Consider the following 17,928-nt stretch of genomic DNA (forward strand, 5'->3'; position numbering starts at 1 on the left):
ACGTCGTCATACCACTACGCCGGATCGTTTGCGCTGCAATATCCTGACGTAAGCAGAAGAGGGGATGAAAGATTGTTACGTGATAATAAATATCAGAAAAGCATATATGGGACAGGGTAGAGGGGAATTAAAAACGAGCATCATGGGCGACAGTGGGCCGCCCAGAAAGAGTGGAAGATTATTTCAGTTCTAGTTCATTCATTGCAGCGATGCTGAAACCACCGTCAACGTGTACGACTTCACCAGAGATACCGGCAGAAAGATCGGAACACAGGAATGCCGCAGAGTTGCCCACATCTTCAATGGTAACAGTGCGGCGAATCGGCGTAACAGCTTCGCAATGGGCCAGCATTTTACGGAAATCTTTGATACCGGAAGCGGCGAGGGTGCGGATTGGACCTGCGGAAATTGCGTTTACGCGTACGCCTTCAGGCCCCATTGCGTTAGCCATATAACGGACGTTTGCTTCCAATGAGGCTTTCGCCAGGCCCATCACGTTATAGTTAGGGATTGCACGCTCTGCGCCCAGATAGGACAACGTCAGTAGTGCAGAACCAGGGTTTAGCATGGAACGACATGCTTTTGCCATCGCAACAAAGCTATAAGCGCTAATGTCATGCGCAATTTTAAATCCTTCGCGGGTAACTGCGTTCACATAATCGCCATCCAGTTGGTCAGCAGGTGCGAAGCCGATGGAGTGTACGAAACCGTCGAATTTCGGCCAGGCTTTGCTCAGTTCAGCAAACATGGCGTCAATGCTGGCATCTTCAGCTACATCACACTGCAAAACAATGTTGGAGCCTAACTGCGCTGCAAATTCTTCCACACGACCTTTCAGCTTGTCGTTCTGGTAGGTGAACGCCAGTTCGGCACCTTCGCGATGCATCGCCTGAGCGATTCCCCATGCGATAGACAATTTACTGGCAAGGCCTGTCACCAGAATGCGCTTACCTGATAAAAAACCCATGGCTTTAATCCTTTTGGTTAACACTTATCTTTTATCAATCAATGAGTTATGATTGACACATTAAACACACTCGAAATTGGCCTGAAATTATATCCCACGCTTTTTCCCTGGAGAATGGTTATCCGCCTCACGTGACCTGTCACTTCATTACATGTGAGGAGTATATCATCCCCCTCCGCTTATGCTTCGTTCAGGCATCTAACGTCGGTGAATCAGAGAAAATACGAGGTTTCAAAGGCATTGAAATGGTATTATTTCATTGCTAGCTGATGTTAATAAACATAGCAAGGTAGGAACTTTCTTAAAACAAAAAATATGACAATATTCAGCTTGTTATGATATATTGTTTTTATCGATCAATATCGATTCATTGATCGATATTATTGATTGATTGTGATTAGAAGTGCATTATCAGGATGTTATGATCAATTGGAGTGGTCTTATGCACTATCATTTCATCGCGGAACCGATGAGAGACACAACAGATAAATTACTGGGTGTAGAGATTAACGCCCGGTTTACTTCAGATACGGTTCACCCGTTGCATCCAGATTTCATCATTTCAGCGTGGGATAGCGAACAAAAGCGTAATTTCATGCTCGAGCAAATTCGACTAATTGCCGAAAAGCGTGACTGGTTTGAGCGCAACAGCCTTATTTGCACCCTGAACCTCATTGACGAAATGGCGCTGCTGGCGATTGGTGATCCAGCCATCAAGTCGGCCTTACATGCTCTACCATTTATTGCACTGGAACTTTCAGAACGTTTTCTGTCGAATACCGTGTGCCTGAATAATTTGCTGATTAATTCACTTCGCGACGGCCCAAACGCATTGTGGTTGGGCGATCTTGGCTCCGGCAGCGTAGGGGCCAGTCCGCTGGTTTGCGGTCATTTTGACGTTGTGAAACTGGATCGCGGTTTCTTCCTGGAACAGGTAGAAAAACCGATGTTCCCGGTGCTTATCAAAAATATCAGGGAATATTGCGACCGTGTTGTGGTGAAGGGAGTAGAAACAGTACGACTTATCGACGAGGCCAGTACCGCAGGTGTCTGGGCAATGCAAGGTGGTGCCCTTTACCCGTCAGTCGCGTTTACCGAAGTTGATACGCTGCTCTTACCTACGTTGTGTCACTGATAGCAGATTGCCCCCCGGTTGAGGAGGGCAGCCGTATGCTAACGATCTTTTCGCCAGGCATCAGCGGTGAGCGCTTCGCCGAAATGACCTGCAATCAGGCGGCGGGTAAGTTCATGAAGAGGGGACGCCAGAACATCCGCTGTACTGCCGCGTTCTACCACTTCGCCCTGATGCATGACTAATACCTGATCGCTGATGTGCTTCATCATGCCAATATGTTGGGTCACATAGATATACGAAATCCCCTGTTTTTCCTGCAATTCCAGCATCAGATTTATGAGCTGTGAACGCATCGACATGTCCAGAGAGGCCAGGGCTTCGTCGGCGATAATGACTTTGGGGCGTAAAATGAGCGCACGGGCAAGGCCCAGACGCTGTTTTTGCCCTGGGGCCAACATATGTGGGTAATAGCTTACGTGATCGGGCAGCAGCCCGACCATGCGCATGGTCTCCACGATCTGTTTACGACGCTGCTCAGGCTCGAGGTCGGTATTCAGACGTAGCGGAAAATCGAGGATTTGCGAGATACGTTGCCGCGGATTAAGCGATGTTGACGGATCCTGGAAAATCATACGGATCCGCTGACTACGAAATGAATAATCGCCATATTTTAACGGATGATCGTCAATCAGCAGCTCACCGCTGGTGGGTTCAATCATACCCGCCAACATTTTAGCCAGCGTAGATTTCCCCGAACCGTTTTCACCAATGACGGCGAGCGTCTGACGTTCACGCAGGGTGAAACTCAGGGGCTTAACGGCCTCAACGGTCTGGCGGCGAAATAAACCTGTCCGGTAGCGAAAGGTTTTGCTCAGATTACGAACTTCGAGCAGGGTTTCTACCATCTCACTCTCTCTCCATGTTCAGCGGGAAATGACAGGCGTAGAGATGATTTTTTGCTCCGGTCAGTCTTGGAGTTTCAATACATTCGCGTTGTGCATAAGGACAGCGTGGCCCCAGACGGCAGCCGATGGGTAATTGTTCCAGCAATGGAATAGCTCCTGGCATGGTATTCAGGCGGCTTTTGTGCGGCATTGCGCTACCAAAATCCGGAATAGCGCGAATCAACGCTTGAGTATAAGGATGATGCGGAATTGTCACCAAATCTTTACTTGGCGCGGTTTCGACCGTTTGTCCGCAGTACATCACGTTGATTTTGTCAGCCCACTGGCTGAGCATTTGAAGGTCATGGCTTATCAACAAAATGGTAGTATTGCTGTTTTGATTCAGACGGGTTAGCAGACGGAAAATTTGCGCCTGGGTGGTTGGCTCCATCGCGTTCGTTGGTTCATCGGCAATCAGCAAACGCGGCTGATTCGCTAATGCGATAGCGATCATGACCTTCTGGCATTCTCCATCGGTCAGCTCATATGGAAAGCTGCGCATGGCGTCTTTATGGTCTTTTATCCCGACGCGGTGCAAGAGTTCAATCGCACGGCGTTTGCGCCAACCGATGCGCTGCCACCAGCGACCTTTGTAGGTCCATGCCGGAATATTTTGCATCAGTTGACGTCCGATACGCTCGGACGGATCGAGACATGACTGCGGCTCCTGAAAGATCATGGAGACGTTATGACCGACCAATTTGCGTCGTTCACGCGCCGAAAGGCGTAGCAGATCGATATCATCAAAACGCATACGGTCTGCGGTTACGCGCCAGTTATCTTTAGCAACCCCGCAAATGGCCTTAGCGATCAGACTTTTGCCTGATCCAGATTCACCGACCAGCCCGCGGATTTCACCCTCATTCAAGGTCATGCTGACACGATCAACAGCCTTAACCCAGTCGTCACCGGTTCTGAATTCAATGGTCAGGTTGCGGATATCCAGTAATGGCATTACTCCACCCCCGCAATAATTGCGCGGCGCACGCCGTCACCCAGTAGGTTAACCAGCAACACGCTTATCATAATTGCCGCGCCTGGCAGCATCACCGTCCACGGTGCGACATAAATCAGCTCCAGCGCGTCGCCGAGCATGGCTCCCCATTCCGGGGACGGCAGCTGTGCGCCAAGGTCGAGAAAACCCAGCGCGGCGATATCCAGAATCGCCATCGACAGTGCGCGGGTGATTTCAGTAATAAGGCCAGCGGTAATATTGGGCAGAACGGCGAACCACAGAATATTCAGTGTGGTTGCACCGTCCAGGCGAGCGGCAATGACGTACTCTTTCTCCAGCTCGTCATGCACCATGCTGTAAACGGAGCGCACCATGCGCGGCAGCAGCGCCAGCCAGACGGCAAACATGGCGTGTGTCAGATGCGGCCCGGCAAAGGCCACCACAATAATCGCCAGCAGCAGAGAAGGGATCGACAGCAGGGTGTCCAGAATGTGGTTCAGCACCGCAGAGCGCAAGCCGTGCGTCGCACCGGCAACTACGCCCAATACCAGGCCACACAGCGTGGCGGCAAGAGTAACGACAAACGCGCCGCCAACGGTCGGGGCCGCGCCGCTGAGCAGACGACTTAAAACGTCACGTCCCAGATCGTCAGTCCCGAGGAAGAATGAGACTTCGCCATAGCGCGACCATGACGGCGGTAAAAGCTGATAGCCGAGAAATTGCTGATCGATGCCGTAAGGGGCAAACCAACCACCAAAAATACACAGAATAGCCAGTCCCGCACAACCGTACAGGCCAATCATCGCAGTCGCATCACCATAGAAATTGCGCCATGCGGTGCGCAACGTACCTGGCGGGCGTTTTTCGCTATAGACGCTATCGTAAGGCATACCATTCCTTATGTTTCAGAGGGTTAGCCATAGCACCCAGAATATCAGAGATGACGTTAACGATGATAACCAGTGAACCAATCACCATCACGCCCGCTGAAATCGCCGCGTAATCCTGCTGGCGAATCGCGTTAATCAGCCAACGACCAAGACCTGGCCAGCTAAAGACCATCTCGGTGATCATCGCCAATGTCAGCATGGTGGAAAACTGTAAGCCCAGACGCGGGATCACCGGCGGAAGGGCATTGTGCAGGACGTGACGACGCAGAATCGTTAATCGTGACAAACCGCGCGTGGCCGCCGCTTTGACGTAGTTCTGATCAAAGACCTCAATGGTGCTGATACGCATCAGGCGGATGACTTCGGTGGTGGGCGCAACGGAGAGCGTCAGCACCGGGAGCACCATATGACGGATAGCGCTGACCAGCATTTCATCGCGCCAGGGCGAGTCGGAGATCCACGCATCAATAATGGCAAAACCGGTAACGGGTTTCACCTCGTAGAGAAGATCAAAACGCCCGGAAACGGGTAACCAGCCGAGGGTCAGCGAGAAGAGCAATGTCAGCAGCAGCGCCAGCCAAAAAACGGGGATAGAAAATCCCATCAGAGCCAATGCGCTGATGCAGCGGTCCTGCCATTTGTTCCGCGTGATACCGGCCAGCATACCAACGGGGATCCCAACCATTAGTGCAAAACCAAAGGCAAGAATGCACAGTTCCATTGTGGCCGGGAACACCTCTTTCAACTGCTCTGAGATTAACTGACCGTTGATACTGGATACGCCGAAATCCCAGTGAATGAGACCATTGAACCAGAATACCCAGGCGTTCCACAGCGATGCACCCTGTAACGGCGCATGAGGCGTGAAGTAGCTCAGGCTGAAGCCAATAAAGGTCAGGAAGAACAGGGTTACCAATAGCAATAAAAATCGACGCAAGGTGAAGATAATCATGGTTTTTTCACCTCATCTTTCTTTTCCCTGGAAACGCCGGCAAAAGAGGCATTACCGAATGGACTGAGCACCAACCCTTTTATGTCGTAACGATAAGCCTGCAGACGTAGTGAAGAGGCCAACGGCAGAATCGGTAACTCTTGTGCAAGAATATTTTGCGCTTCGTCATAGGCATCAATTCGCGATGAAAGCTGCTGTGAAGAGAGGGCCTTGCGAAGAATGCTGTCAAACTGCGGATTACACCAGTGGGCAAAGTTGGTCTGCGAATTGATGGCGGCACAGCTGAGCAACGGCCGGAAAAAACTGTCAGGATCGTTACTGTCCGTCGCCCAGCCGGATAACGTCAGATCATGGTTCATATCCATTAATCTCGCCTCCTGAAAACGACCTTCTACCGGGATGATCTTCACTTTCACACCCACCTGAGCCATATCTGCCTGAATCAGCTCGGCAGTTTTCAGCGGACTGGGGTTCCAGGCTTGAGAGCTGGTAGGGACCCAAAGTTGTAACGTCAGATTCTCCAAACCCAGCGCTTTTAGCTGCTCGCGCGATTTTGCCGGGTTGTATTCTGTAATTTTAGCTTCGTTATCATAAGCCCACGAGGCGCGAGGCAAAATAGATGCCGCGGTTTCTGCCGTCCCGTAGTAGATAGACTGCATTAAGCGCTGGTTGTTGATCGCTAGCGCCAGCGCATGCCGCACGGCAGGGTTATTCAACGGCGGTTTATTGGTGTTGAACGCCAGATAGGCAATGTTCATCCCCGGGCGCAGCGTCAGACGCAGGCGAGGGTCATCACGCAATATGCTGAGCTGGCTGGCGGCAGGCCAGGCCAGGACGTCGCACTCGCCAGTGAGTAATTTAGATAATCGTCCGGTTCCACCAGAGCCGAGATCCACTACGACCTGCGGCATCAGGGGGGTACCACGCCAGAATTTTTCATGTCGCTGCAACCGAATATATTGGCCGGCACGATTCTCTGAAAGCTGGTACGGGCCTGTGCCGACGGGTTGTCTGTCGAGCAACTCCTGGCGATCCTGTTTTGCCAGGTTAGCGGCATATTCGGCCGACATTACGGAGGCATAGTGTGTGGCAAGGTGCCACATAAAGGAGGCATCCGGTTGCGTTAAGCGGAATTCAACGGTGTTGTTGTCCAGTTTGCGCACACTTTGGACGTTATCGGCAAACTGCAGGCTGTCGAAGTAGGGGAAACTGCTGCCGTTCACATTGTGCCACGGATGGTGGCGATCAAAGATGCGCTGGAAGGTAAACACCACATCGTCTGCATTTAGTTTGCGGGTGGGGGTGAACCAGGCAGTCTTCTGAAACTGAACGTCACGACGCAGATGGAAGCGGTAGGTTGCGCCGTTATCCAGCACCTCCCAGCTTTCAGCCAGCTCAGGCACCAGCCGATAGGTGTAGGGATCTACATCAAGCAGTCGGTCATACAATTGGGCCGCTAACGTGTCGACGATGAGACCGCTGCTCGTTTTTTGTGGGTTGAACGTATTGACCTGCCCGCTGACGCAATAGACAAACCCACTGTCACGAATATCAGCGTGCGGAGGTTGCTCAGGCGCAGCAGCAGCCTGACCACTCAGAAATCCAGCCATCACGATCAGAGATGATAAAACCAGGCGCATAATTTTAATGGATTATATAAAGAGGCTATCTTACTAATACTTAATGACATTTGCCATTACCGTTTGTTTTTGGGAGTAACAGGCTCGATAAGCGCGAGTTCAACACCGCGACATGGTCAAAATTTATACCCGCTATCCACTTTGAATCTACTCTGTTAACTATCTTAGCATTTTCATGGCCCATCTGACTTGCTATAAACGCGTGATTCGCGGGTAGAAAGAAAAATGTGAGGGGAAAGAGGGAGGAAATCACCATGACGGGCAGAAGAGAGCATTCGCAAAATCGTGGGAATAAAGAAAATCGACCGGGAAGAGCGGCTTTCTTCCCGGTTATTGCGTTACTTCTGGATCTTATTTACGCGTACTACTGGTGGTTGCATTTTAGCGTCGAGGCTACCGTTAATACTGATCATTTGATCGGGTTTAACCGTTCGACCATCGAAAACCGCGTGTGGAATTAAAGTCAGGATACTGCCGGTTTTATCACGAAAGACAAATTTGTCTCCGTCTTGATCCTCGATGAGATTACCTCGCAGAGAAATGGTCGCACCGTCATGCATCGTTTTGGCCTGTTCGACAGTCATGATTCTTGCATCTTCAGTCCCACGATAACCTTCATCCAGAGCGTGGGCTGGCGGTGGAGCTGTATCATTTTTCAACCCACCGTTATCATCAGCAAGCGCTGGCGACAATAAAAAACAACATAATAATGGCGTTATGGATAATTTCATACGTTCTCCTTTTGCCAAGGTTGAAATGTTAAGTGTGGTTGCTATTTATTAACACTGCGAACTGGATAAGTCTCAAATAATATTGTTTAAATTAAATCTAACGTTGGTGGGGATATAAGCGCAACGGTAGAGGAAAGTAGGGGGGTAATATTCCGGGAAAATTAAGTGCAGCTTGATAATATAGGTCATGCCATTCATTTTGGTCTACGCTTATTAGTCTTTGTGATAAATAATGAGAGGTAATTGAATGGCTGGCTTAAACAAGGAAAAAAAGACCATTAATAAAACCAATTCTGCGCGTTTTCCGGCGCCGCCTTTTCAACAGCAGCAGCAGCCCTTTCCCGGGCTGGCGGGGAAAATGCAACCGCGCCCCGATCATGGAGAAGACAGCTATCAGGGAAGCGGTCGCCTGAATGGGCGCAAGGTATTAATTACCGGTGGGGATTCAGGGATTGGTCGTGCTGTTGCTATTGCCTATGCTCGTGAAGGCGCAGATGTTGCGATTAACTATTTACCTGAAGAAGAAGACGATGCGCGTGAAGTGGTCGATCTGATAAAAAAAACAGGCAGAAATGTTTTGGCCATCCCCGGAGATATCCGTGATGAGGCTTTTTGCGGTCATCTGGTAACACAGGCGGTAAAAGGACTGGGAGGGTTGGATATCCTCGTCAATAATGCGGGTCGTCAGCAATTTTGTGAGTCAATTGAGGAACTCACCACAGAAGACTTCGACGCAACATTCAAAACCAATGTTTACGCTATGTTTTGGATCACCAAAGCGGCCATACCCCATCTTTCACCAGACAGCGTGATAATTAATACCTCCTCCGTACAGGCTTATGAGCCAAGTGAAATCTTGCTTGATTATGCTCAGACTAAAGCAGCTATCGTGGCATTTACTAAATCGCTGGCGAAACAGCTGGCCCCGAAAGGGATCCGTGTCAATGCCGTCGCGCCGGGTCCATACTGGACTGTACTGCAGTGCTGTGGTGGTCAACCGCAGGAAAAGGTGGAGAAATTTGGGGCAAATGCGCCGCTGGGACGCCCTGGTCAACCGGTGGAAATCGCGCCGCTTTATGTCACCCTGGCCGCTCGGGAGAACAGCTATACGTCTGGTCAGGTCTGGTGTTCTGATGGGGGGACCGGAACCCTCTAACGTTTACGCTCTGTGCGTCGAAAGTGACTTTTAAGGCAAGGGCGGACACTATTGTATAAGGGCGGGAGCGGTACTTACCGCTCCGTGAATGCTAACCAATCACCGCGATGCCAAGCCGCTCCATGAGCAACGACGCCTGGTAGTTGTCCAGCTTAACGCCTTGTAAATCAACGCCCCGAATATCTAAGTCACCCAACTCCGAATTGGTCAGATCGCAATGTGTGAAGTTCGCTGCTCGCCAGTCGAAAGTCGAAAACTCGCCGCCGGAGAGATCTGAACCACTGAACGTCGCGCCCAGTACCTGGGCACCCATCCAACGGTTTTCCCACAGCTCACACTTTTCCAACACGACTTTCGAAAAATTGGCGTAGCTTAGATTGGTATTCGTGATATATGCGCTACAAAACCAGGTGCGCGTGGTGATCATATTCATAAAGCTTGCGCCGCGGAAATCTGCGCCTTGCGCACGACAGTGGCGAATTTCAATGCCAAGCGCACTGGCATTGCGAAAATCCGCCATGGATAAATCACAGCTTTTAAAAATGGCATCTTTCAGCATCGCACGACTAAAATTGCACCCTTTCTGGCTTTCACGATCATAGAACTGACAGCCGATAAATTCAGTGCCGCTCAGGTCGGCACCTGAAAAATCACAGTTAAAAAATGTACTATTTTCAATTTTCTCACCAGTGAAACGGTTTCTGTCAATTTTTTCGCCAACGAGTGCCAGAGCCATATTTGTACCTGTTTTTTTATACAGTAATGGCGTCATGGTAAACCCTGATGGGGTTATGCGTCAAATCCGCCAATATGACATCTGCAAATGTGCGTTAAATCTGGTGTTTTTTCAGCAAAGCGCGAAGCTGATGGTAAGTCAGCCCCAGTAATTCAGCGGCTTTTTTCTGGTTAAATTTTGCCTGCTGTAAGCTGGTTTGTAGAAAGTCTTTCTCTTGCTGCTGCTGGAATTCACGCAGATCCAGCGGTAACCCTACAGACATCGGTTTAGTTTCCGGCGCCTGCGGCTGCGTAGTGTGGCGGCGGAAGGGGTCAATGATTATCTCATCCAGCGGGTAATCACTGGTTCCATGCCGGTAAACGGATCGCTCCACGACGTTTTTCAGTTCACGAATATTGCCCGGCCAACGGTAGTGGAGGAGCGTTTCTCTGGCCTCGGCACTAAAACCCGGAAACAGAGGTAATCCGATCTCGCGGCACATCTGAATGGCAAAATGTTCGGCCATTAACATAATGTCACTTTGACGCTCGCGTAACGGTGGGAGTTGCACCACGTCAAAGGCCAGGCGATCCAGCAGGTCCGCGCGGAAAGTGCCTTCGCTAACCATGCGAGGTAAGTCGGCATTGGTCGCACAAACAAGTCGTACGTTAACCTGTAATGGTTGGCTACCACCTACGCGCTCCAGCTCGCCATATTCAATAACGCGCAGCAATTTTTCCTGTACCAACATCGGGGCAGTTGCCAGTTCATCGAGAAACAGCGTACCGCCGTCGGCGCGTTCGAAACGTCCTGGATGGCGTTTTTGCGCGCCGGTAAAGGCACCCGCTTCGTGACCAAACAGTTCGGAATCAAGCAAATTTTCGTTTAGCGCCGCGCAGTTAAGCGAAATAAACGGGCCTTGCCAGCGGGTGGAGAGGTAGTGCAGGCGGTTGGCGATAAGTTCTTTCCCGGTCCCGCGCTCACCTATAACCAGTACTGGTTTATCCAGCGGCGCGAGATGAGAAACCTGCTCCAGCACTTCAATAAAGCTGTTCGCTTCGCCCAGAAGATTATCTTTGTATCCTGCCATGATGAAATTCACCATTTGTTAGTGTTATTCACCAATTTACCCTAATTTTCGCAACAGGTAAAATTAGATATAATTAATAGAATCAATTAGATAAAAAGTTGGCACGCCCCGTGCATTACGAAAATAGCAGGGCATTGCCCGATATCAGAACAGTAAGTGAGGATTACATTATGGGTATTTTTTCTCGTTTTGCCGACATCGTGAACGCCAACATTAACGCGTTGCTGGAAAAGGCTGAAGATCCGCAGAAGCTGGTGCGGTTGATGATCCAGGAAATGGAAGACACGCTGGTTGAGGTACGTTCCAACTCAGCGCGTGCGCTGGCAGAAAAGAAACAATTATCTCGCCGTATTGAACAGGCCAGCGCGCAACAGGCAGAGTGGCAGGAAAAAGCTGAACTGGCGCTGCGTAAAGAGAAAGAAGATTTGGCGCGTTCTGCGTTAATTGAAAAGCAGAAACTGACCGATTTAATTGCCTCTCTGGAGCATGAGGTGACGCTGGTTGACGATACGCTGGCGCGTATGAAAAAAGAGATCGGTGAGCTGGAAAACAAACTTAGTGAAACCCGTGCTCGTCAGCAGGCGCTGATGCTGCGCCACCAAGCGGCGAGCTCTTCCCGTGATGTTCGTCGTCAACTGGACAGCGGTAAACTCGATGAAGCGATGGCGCGCTTTGAATCTTTCGAGCGTCGTATCGATCAGATGGAAGCCGAGGCTGAAAGCCATAACTTCGGTAAACAGAAGTCTCTGGATCAGCAATTTGCTGACCTGAAAGCAGATGATGAAATCAGCGAGCAGCTGGCGCAACTTAAAGCCAAAATGCAGCAAGACAAGCAATAATAACATCTGGCGGCGCCCGAACGCGCCGCCGCTCATCACCTGTAAGGAGTACTCATGAGCGCGCTATTTCTGGCTATCCCGTTAACCATCTTTGTGTTGTTCGTTTTACCGATTTGGCTCTGGCTGCACTACAGCAACCGTTCCAGTCGTGGCGAACTGTCGCAAAGTGAACAGCAACGCCTGGTTGAACTCAACGATGACGCACAGCGGATGCGCGAGCGCATTCAGGCGCTGGAAGACATCCTCGATGCTGAACATCCAAACTGGAGGGACCGCTAATGGGAGGCGTTAACCTGAACAAAAAACTGTGGCGTATTCCGCAGCAGGGCATGGTGAAGGGGGTTTGCGCAGGTATTGCGCATTATCTCGATGTGCCTGTGAAGCTGGTACGGATCCTGGTGGTGTTGTCAGTCTTTTTTGGCCTGGCCTTTTTCACCTTCGTCGCCTACATCGTGCTGACCTTTGTGTTGGATCCGATGCCGGATAATGTGGTTTCCGGCGAGCAGCAGCCATCAAGCGGTGAGCTGTTGGATGCCGTCGATCGCGAGCTGGCGGCTAGTGAAAAGCGTTTACGTGAAATGGAGCGTTATGTGACCTCCGATACTTTTTCCTTACGTAGTCGCTTCCGTCAATTGTGAGGACAGAAATGAACAATCGCTGGCAACGTGCCGGGCAAAGGGTTAAGCCGGGCTTTAAAATAGCAGGTAAGCTGGTGCTCCTGACCGCGCTGCGCTACGGCCCGGCGGGTGTAGCAGGGTGGGCGGTGAAGTCCGTCGCCCGACGCCCGCTAAAAATGCTGCTGGCGTTGGTTCTGGAACCGGTGTTGAGTCGGGCTGCGGCAAAATTGTCGAAACGCTATTCAGGTAATCAACCCTGATATTTGAATCAGCAAAAGCAAGCAACAATTAATCAACATTCCCTCAGTTAATTTGCGGCAGCTTACAAATATAATTTGGGGGCTGTCAGAATTCTTTTGGGTCGTTTCCACGGGTATTGAGGGTGAACTAAAAAATCTATTTCGCTGAGCATTAATACCCAGGTTTTATATCAGGAAGTCGGTCAGCAATATTTGTGTTCCTATCGTGATATTATGTAATCCTTTCTCTCCTGCAATCAGATTAAATAATAAATTACAGCTTTGCTCACCTAATTGTTGGGTAGGAACATCAAATGCGGGTAGAAAAATCAACAGGCTAACTGCGGCATGGGTAATCTGAGGAACAATCGTCCGCGCCTGCAGACGGTGATAATACGGTCGCAATATTTTCTTAAGAACTGGCGTATAGTGTAGAGGTAAATCCAACTATCAGTCAGGAAGATATTATGTTGAAAAAAGGTGTATTAGCATTGGCTCTGGTCATCGGCATGCCGGTTTACGCAGCCGAATACTGGATCGATGTTCGCGTTCCTGAACAGTACCAACAGCAGCATATTCAGGGGGCCGTCAATATTCCGTTAAAAGAAATGAAGGCACGTATTGCAGCTGAAGTTCCTGATAAGAACGACACTGTGAAGCTGTACTGCAACTCCGGGCGTCAATCGGGACAAGCGAAGGATATGTTGACTGAAATGGGCTATACGCAGGTGACGAATGAAGGTGGCATCAACCAGATCTCGCTTCCTAAAGTAGAGAATAAATAAGCCGTACGCAGTTCTTCTGCTCCTGGCGGTAAGAATAATGCCGCCAGGTACCGCCCAGGTAGTTGATAAGTAAGAATTGACCCCTATCTTTACTTCCTGTTTGTTATAATTTCTTCGGTTCCTTCAGCAAAACGGGATGGCGATGAAGCGACTTAAAAATGAACTCAATTCGCTGGTTAATCGCGGCGTAGACCGGCATTTACGCCTGGCTGTCACCGGACTTAGCCGCAGCGGTAAGACGGCGTTTATCACTGCGATGGTAAACCAGTTACTCAATATTCATGCCGGTGCGCGTCTGCCGTTGCTCAGCTGCGTGCGCGAAGAGCGTTTGCTCGGCGTAAAACGGGTTCCTCAACGCGATTTTGGCATTCCGCGCTTTACCTATGATGAGGGACTGGCGCAACTGTACGGCTCTCCGCCAACCTGGCCGACCCCTACGCGCGGCGTGAGTGAAATACGTCTGGCGCTGCGCTATAAATCCAATGACTCTTTACTGCGCCACTTTAAAGACACCTCCACGCTGTACCTGGAGATCGTCGATTATCCGGGGGAGTGGCTGCTCGATTTACCGATGCTGGCCCAGGATTATCTGAGCTGGTCGCGGCAAATGACCGGATTATTGCAGGGGCAGCGGGGCGAATGGTCGGCAAAATGGCGGCAGTTATGCCAGGGGCTGGATCCGTTGGCGCCTGCTGATGAAAACCGTCTGGCGGAAATTGCTGCCGCCTGGACGGAGTATCTGCATCAGTGTAAACAGCAGGGCCTGCATTTTATTCAACCGGGCCGTTTTGTCCTGCCCGGAGATATGGCGGGCGCGCCTGCGCTGCAATTCTTCCCGTGGCCGGATGTCGATGCCTGGGGGGAATCAAAGCTGGCGCAGGCTGACAAACACACCAACGCGGGCATGTTGCGCGAAAGATTCAATTATTACTGCGAAAAGGTCGTCAAAGGGTTTTATAAGAATCACTTCCTGCGCTTTGACCGCCAGATTGTGCTGGTCGATTGCCTGCAGCCGCTCAACAGCGGGCCACAGGCGTTCAACGACATGCGTCTGGCGCTTACCCAGTTGATGCAAAGCTTCCATTACGGGCAGCGTACGCTGTTTCGTCGGTTATTTTCTCCAGTGATCGACAAGCTGCTGTTTGCCGCCACCAAAGCCGACCACGTCACAGTCGATCAGCACGCCAATATGGTGTTGTTATTGCAGCAGCTGATCCAGGACGCATGGCAAAACGCGGCGTTCGAAGGTATCAGCATGGATTGTCTGGGGCTGGCATCGGTGCAGGCAACCACCAGCGGCTTGATCGATGTGAAAGGTGAAAAGATCCCGGCGCTGCGTGGTAATCGTCTGAGCGATGGCGAACCGCTGACCGTTTATCCTGGTGAAGTGCCCGCGCGACTGCCAGGACAGGCGTTCTGGGACCGCCAGGGATTTCAGTTTGAAGCATTTCGCCCGCAGGTTATGGATGTCGATAAACCCTTACCACATATCCGCCTCGATGCCGCGCTGGAGTTTTTAATAGGAGATAAATTGCGATGAGCGAGCCGTTAAAACCGCGTATCGACTTCTCAGGTCCGCTGGACGTGGAACAAAACACGGCGTTTAAAGCGCAGCAAATGTTCAACGAAACGGAGGCGCAGACTTTTTCTCCGGCGAAAGTGGATGAACCCCTGGAAGACGAAGGTCAGGCGGAGGCCGTCATTGATGCGGCCTTACGCCCCAAACGCAGTCTGTGGCGCAAGATGGTGATGGGCGGGCTGGCGCTGTTTGGCGTGAGCGTTGTTGCTCAGGGTGTGCAGTGGACCATGAACGCCTGGCAGACTCAGGACTGGGTCGCGCTGGGAGGATGTGCCGCAGGCGCATTGATTATCGGCGCAGGTGTCGGATCGGTGGCGACCGAGTGGCGCAGATTGTGGCGATTGCGTCAGCGCGCGCACGAACGTGATGAAGCGCGAGACTTGCTCCACAGCCATGGAACCGGAAAAGGTCGTGCATTTTGTGAAAAACTGGCGCAGCAGGCGGGTATCGATCAGTCTCATCCAGCATTGCAGCGTTGGTATGCCTCAATTCATGAAACACAGAACGATCGCGAAGTGGTCAGCCTGTATGCCCATCTGGTGCAGCCGGTGCTGGATGCGCAAGCCCGGCGTGAGATCAGTCGTTCAGCGGCAGAGTCCACGCTGATGATTGCAGTCAGTCCGTTGGCGCTGGTGGATATGGCGTTTATCGCCTGGCGAAATCTGCGGCTGATTAATCGCATTGCATCGCTGTATGGCATTGAACTTGGTTATTACAGCCGTCTGCGCCTGTTCCGCCTGGTGTTGTTGAATATCGCTTTTGCCGGGGCCAGTGAGCTGGTGCGGGAAGTAGGGATGGACTGGATGTCGCAGGATTTAGCCGCCCGCTTATCAACGCGTGCCGCACAGGGCATTGGCGCGGGGTTATTAACGGCGCGTCTGGGCATTAAAGCTATGGAGCTTTGCCGACCGCTGCCGTGGATCGATGATGATAAGCCACGACTGGGCGATTTTCGCCGTCAACTGATTGGTCAGGTGAAAGAGACCTTACAAAAGAACAAATCTCCGCGCGAAAGTTAGCTATAAAACAGGCGCCGATCGTATAACTTTACGCCCCGGCGCCTAATTTTCCAGCGCGCTGTCAATATTTGTTGACAGAGTTCTTCCTGCAAACCAAATACTGTCTTATCATTTAACACATAATCCCTTGTCCAGGTGAAGGTTCCTATGCGTTTGGAAGTCTTTTGTGAAGACCGTCTTGGTCTGACCCGCGAATTGCTCGATTTACTGGTGCTGAGAAGCATTGATTTACGCGGTATCGAGATTGACCCCATCGGGCGAATTTACCTTAATTTTGCGGAGCTGGAGTTCACCAACTTCAGCAGTCTGATGGCTGAAATCCGCCGTATTTCAGGGGTTACGGATGTGCGTACCGTACCCTGGATGCCTTCCGAACGTGAACATCTGGCGCTGAGTGCTCTGCTTGAAGCGTTGCCAGAACCGGTCCTTTCTCTTGATATGAAAAGCAAAGTTGAGATGGCGAACCCTGCGAGCTGTCAACTTTTTGCGCACACCCAGGAGCGGATGCGCAACCATACCGCAGCCCAGTTAATCAATGGGTTTAACTTTCAGCGCTGGCTGGAAAGCAATCCGCAGGATTCCCATAGCGAACATGTCGTGATTAACGGGCAGAATTTCCTGATGGAAATTACGCCTGTCCATTTGCAGGGCGAAAATCAGGAGCAGATGCTGACCGGCGCGGTGGTGATGTTGCGCTCCACCATCCGAATGGGACGTCAGCTGCAAAATATGACAACGCAGGATCTCAGTGCGTTTAGCCAGATTATTGCCGTCAGCGCCAAAATGAAACACGTCGTAGAACAGGCGCGCAAGCTGGCGACGCTGAGCGCGCCGCTGCTGATTACTGGTAATACCGGCACCGGCAAAGATCTCTTTGCTCACGCCTGCCATCTGGCAAGCCCACGTGCGTCGAAACCGTATCTGGCGCTGAACTGTGCATCAATCCCTGAAGATGCGGTTGAAAGCGAGCTGTTTGGCCATGCGCCGGAAGGCAAAAAAGGGTTCTTTGAGCAGGCGAATGGCGGTTCGGTTCTGTTAGATGAAATTGGCGAAATGTCGCCGCGTATGCAGACCAAATTGCTGCGTTTTCTCAATGACGGCACGTTCCGTCGCGTGGGAGAAGATCACGAAGTTCATGTTGATGTCCGTGTGATTTGCGCGACGCAAAAGAACCTTGTGGAGCTGGTGCAGAAAGGACTTTTCCGTGAGGACCTCTATTATCGTCTGAATGTACTGACGCTAAACCTGCCGCCGCTGCGCGATTGCCCACAAGATATTATGCCGCTTACCGAACTGTTTGTGGCGCGTTTTGCCGATGAACAGGGCGTGCCGCGTCCGAAGCTGTCCGCCGATCTCAGCACGGTGTTAACCCGTTACGGTTGGCCGGGCAACGTGCGTCAGCTTAAAAACGCTATCTACCGGGCGCTGACCCAGCTTGAAGGCTATGAGCTGCGGCCACAGGATATTTTGCTGCCGGATTATGATGCGGCAACGGTTGCGGTCGGAGAAGAGGTGATGGAAGGGTCGCTGGATGAAATTACCAGCCGCTTTGAACGCTCCGTGCTGACGCAGCTGTATATGAATTATCCCAGCACACGCAAGCTGGCCAAGCGCCTCGGCGTTTCGCATACCGCGATTGCCAATAAATTGCGCGAGTACGGCCTGAGCCAACAGAAAAAAAGCGAAGAGTAATACCGTAAATGAAAATGCCTCCATCCGGAGGCATTTTTGTATG

Annotated in this window: 19 protein-coding genes and 1 pseudogene; 10 read left to right on the forward strand and 10 right to left on the reverse strand. The window is 51.2% G+C overall.

Translation table 11 applies throughout. The features are described 5' to 3' along the window. Positions 1-178: 178 nt before the first annotated feature. A complete protein-coding gene (gene fabI / locus JQN59_RS11150; protein ID WP_020996373.1) occupies positions 179-967 on the reverse strand; it encodes an enoyl-ACP reductase FabI in 789 nt (262 codons plus the stop codon). Positions 968-1,409: 442 nt separating this feature from the next. On the opposite strand from fabI, the gene JQN59_RS11155 reads away from it, so the two are divergent. Further along, positions 1,410-2,102: an EAL domain-containing protein gene (locus JQN59_RS11155; RefSeq protein ID WP_032943595.1), complete on the forward strand. Its 693-nt coding sequence runs from the start codon at positions 1,410-1,412 to the stop codon at positions 2,100-2,102. A 38-nt stretch (positions 2,103-2,140) separates the two neighbouring features. Here the strand turns inward: JQN59_RS11155 and sapF are convergent, their stop codons facing one another. From sapF to JQN59_RS11185, 6 genes are all read right to left on the reverse strand, one after another. Further along, positions 2,141-2,947 carry a peptide ABC transporter ATP-binding protein SapF gene (gene sapF, locus JQN59_RS11160; RefSeq protein WP_003020558.1) on the reverse strand — a complete coding sequence of 269 codons (807 nt, stop codon included), beginning with the start codon at positions 2,945-2,947 and terminating at the stop codon, positions 2,141-2,143. 1 nt (position 2,948) lies between these two features. After that, on the reverse strand, positions 2,949-3,941 hold the full coding sequence (gene sapD, locus JQN59_RS11165) for a peptide ABC transporter ATP-binding protein SapD (RefSeq protein ID WP_003020556.1): 993 nt from the start codon (positions 3,939-3,941) through the stop codon (positions 2,949-2,951). After that, positions 3,941-4,831: a peptide ABC transporter permease SapC gene (gene sapC / locus JQN59_RS11170; protein WP_003833291.1), complete on the reverse strand. Its 891-nt coding sequence runs from the start codon at positions 4,829-4,831 to the stop codon at positions 3,941-3,943. The genes sapD and sapC overlap by 1 nt, the downstream gene beginning before the upstream one ends. Next, positions 4,818-5,783, reverse strand: a complete 966-nt coding sequence (gene sapB, locus JQN59_RS11175) for a peptide ABC transporter permease SapB (RefSeq protein ID WP_003020545.1) — start codon at positions 5,781-5,783, stop codon at positions 4,818-4,820. Before sapB ends, sapC begins: the two co-directional genes overlap by 14 nt. Beyond that, a complete protein-coding gene (sapA, locus tag JQN59_RS11180) occupies positions 5,780-7,423 on the reverse strand; it encodes an ABC transporter substrate-binding protein SapA (RefSeq protein WP_048223989.1) in 1,644 nt (547 codons plus the stop codon). The genes sapB and sapA overlap by 4 nt, the downstream gene beginning before the upstream one ends. A 338-nt stretch (positions 7,424-7,761) precedes the next feature. Continuing rightward, positions 7,762-8,154: a YdeI family stress tolerance OB fold protein gene (locus JQN59_RS11185; protein ID WP_008784920.1), complete on the reverse strand. Its 393-nt coding sequence runs from the start codon at positions 8,152-8,154 to the stop codon at positions 7,762-7,764. Positions 8,155-8,401: 247 nt separating this feature from the next. On the opposite strand from JQN59_RS11185, the gene JQN59_RS11190 reads away from it, so the two are divergent. After that, complete coding sequence (locus tag JQN59_RS11190) at positions 8,402-9,310, forward strand: SDR family oxidoreductase (protein WP_149607728.1); 909 nt, start codon at positions 8,402-8,404, stop codon at positions 9,308-9,310. Positions 9,311-9,401: 91 nt separating this feature from the next. Here the strand turns inward: JQN59_RS11190 and JQN59_RS11195 are convergent, their stop codons facing one another. Both JQN59_RS11195 and pspF read right to left on the reverse strand, forming a co-directional pair. Continuing rightward, entirely contained in the window at positions 9,402-10,046 is a 645-nt protein-coding gene (locus JQN59_RS11195) for a quinolone resistance pentapeptide repeat protein QnrB6 (protein WP_001749994.1), read from the reverse strand. Between the two features lie 94 nt (positions 10,047-10,140). After that, entirely contained in the window at positions 10,141-11,130 is a 990-nt protein-coding gene (gene pspF, locus JQN59_RS11200) for a phage shock protein operon transcriptional activator (protein ID WP_161495982.1), read from the reverse strand. 155 nt (positions 11,131-11,285) lie between these two features. On the opposite strand from pspF, the gene pspA reads away from it, so the two are divergent. Genes pspA through pspD form a run of 4 tightly spaced genes read left to right on the forward strand, consistent with a single transcriptional unit; the run spans position 11,286 to position 12,831 of the window. Then, the gene (gene pspA, locus JQN59_RS11205; RefSeq protein WP_003020532.1) at positions 11,286-11,954 is read left to right on the forward strand and encodes a phage shock protein PspA; all 669 of its coding nucleotides are present in this window, start codon (positions 11,286-11,288) and stop codon (positions 11,952-11,954) included. Positions 11,955-12,008: 54 nt separating this feature from the next. Next, positions 12,009-12,233 carry an envelope stress response membrane protein PspB gene (gene pspB, locus JQN59_RS11210; RefSeq protein ID WP_003020509.1) on the forward strand — a complete coding sequence of 75 codons (225 nt, stop codon included), beginning with the start codon at positions 12,009-12,011 and terminating at the stop codon, positions 12,231-12,233. Further along, on the forward strand, positions 12,233-12,592 hold the full coding sequence (gene pspC, locus JQN59_RS11215; RefSeq protein ID WP_003020497.1) for an envelope stress response membrane protein PspC: 360 nt from the start codon (positions 12,233-12,235) through the stop codon (positions 12,590-12,592). The genes pspB and pspC overlap by 1 nt, the downstream gene beginning before the upstream one ends. Before the next feature lie 8 nt (positions 12,593-12,600). Then, a complete protein-coding gene (gene pspD / locus JQN59_RS11220; RefSeq protein ID WP_003833267.1) occupies positions 12,601-12,831 on the forward strand; it encodes a phage shock protein PspD in 231 nt (76 codons plus the stop codon). 165 nt (positions 12,832-12,996) lie between these two features. Here pspD and JQN59_RS26955 read toward each other — a convergent pair. Then, positions 12,997-13,122, reverse strand: a pseudogene (locus JQN59_RS26955) (LacI family DNA-binding transcriptional regulator); the annotation flags it as partial. A 155-nt stretch (positions 13,123-13,277) separates the two neighbouring features. Here JQN59_RS26955 and pspE point away from each other — a divergent pair. The 4 genes from pspE (at position 13,278) to tyrR (ending at position 17,885) form a co-directional block, all read left to right on the forward strand. Further along, a complete protein-coding gene (gene pspE, locus JQN59_RS11225; protein ID WP_149607284.1) occupies positions 13,278-13,595 on the forward strand; it encodes a thiosulfate sulfurtransferase PspE in 318 nt (105 codons plus the stop codon). Positions 13,596-13,737: 142 nt separating this feature from the next. Beyond that, entirely contained in the window at positions 13,738-15,135 is a 1,398-nt protein-coding gene (locus JQN59_RS11230) for a YcjX family protein (RefSeq protein ID WP_149607283.1), read from the forward strand. Then, positions 15,132-16,193, forward strand: coding sequence for a YcjF family protein (locus JQN59_RS11235; RefSeq protein ID WP_032943592.1), 1,062 nt, complete (start codon positions 15,132-15,134; stop codon positions 16,191-16,193). Before JQN59_RS11230 ends, JQN59_RS11235 begins: the two co-directional genes overlap by 4 nt. Positions 16,194-16,340: 147 nt before the next feature. Continuing rightward, complete coding sequence (tyrR, locus tag JQN59_RS11240; RefSeq protein ID WP_008784910.1) at positions 16,341-17,885, forward strand: transcriptional regulator TyrR; 1,545 nt, start codon at positions 16,341-16,343, stop codon at positions 17,883-17,885. Positions 17,886-17,928 lie beyond the last annotated feature (43 nt).

It is taken from the genome of Citrobacter sp. B72 (genome assembly GCF_016894305.1).
Lineage (GTDB): Bacteria > Pseudomonadota > Gammaproteobacteria > Enterobacterales > Enterobacteriaceae > Citrobacter > Citrobacter portucalensis.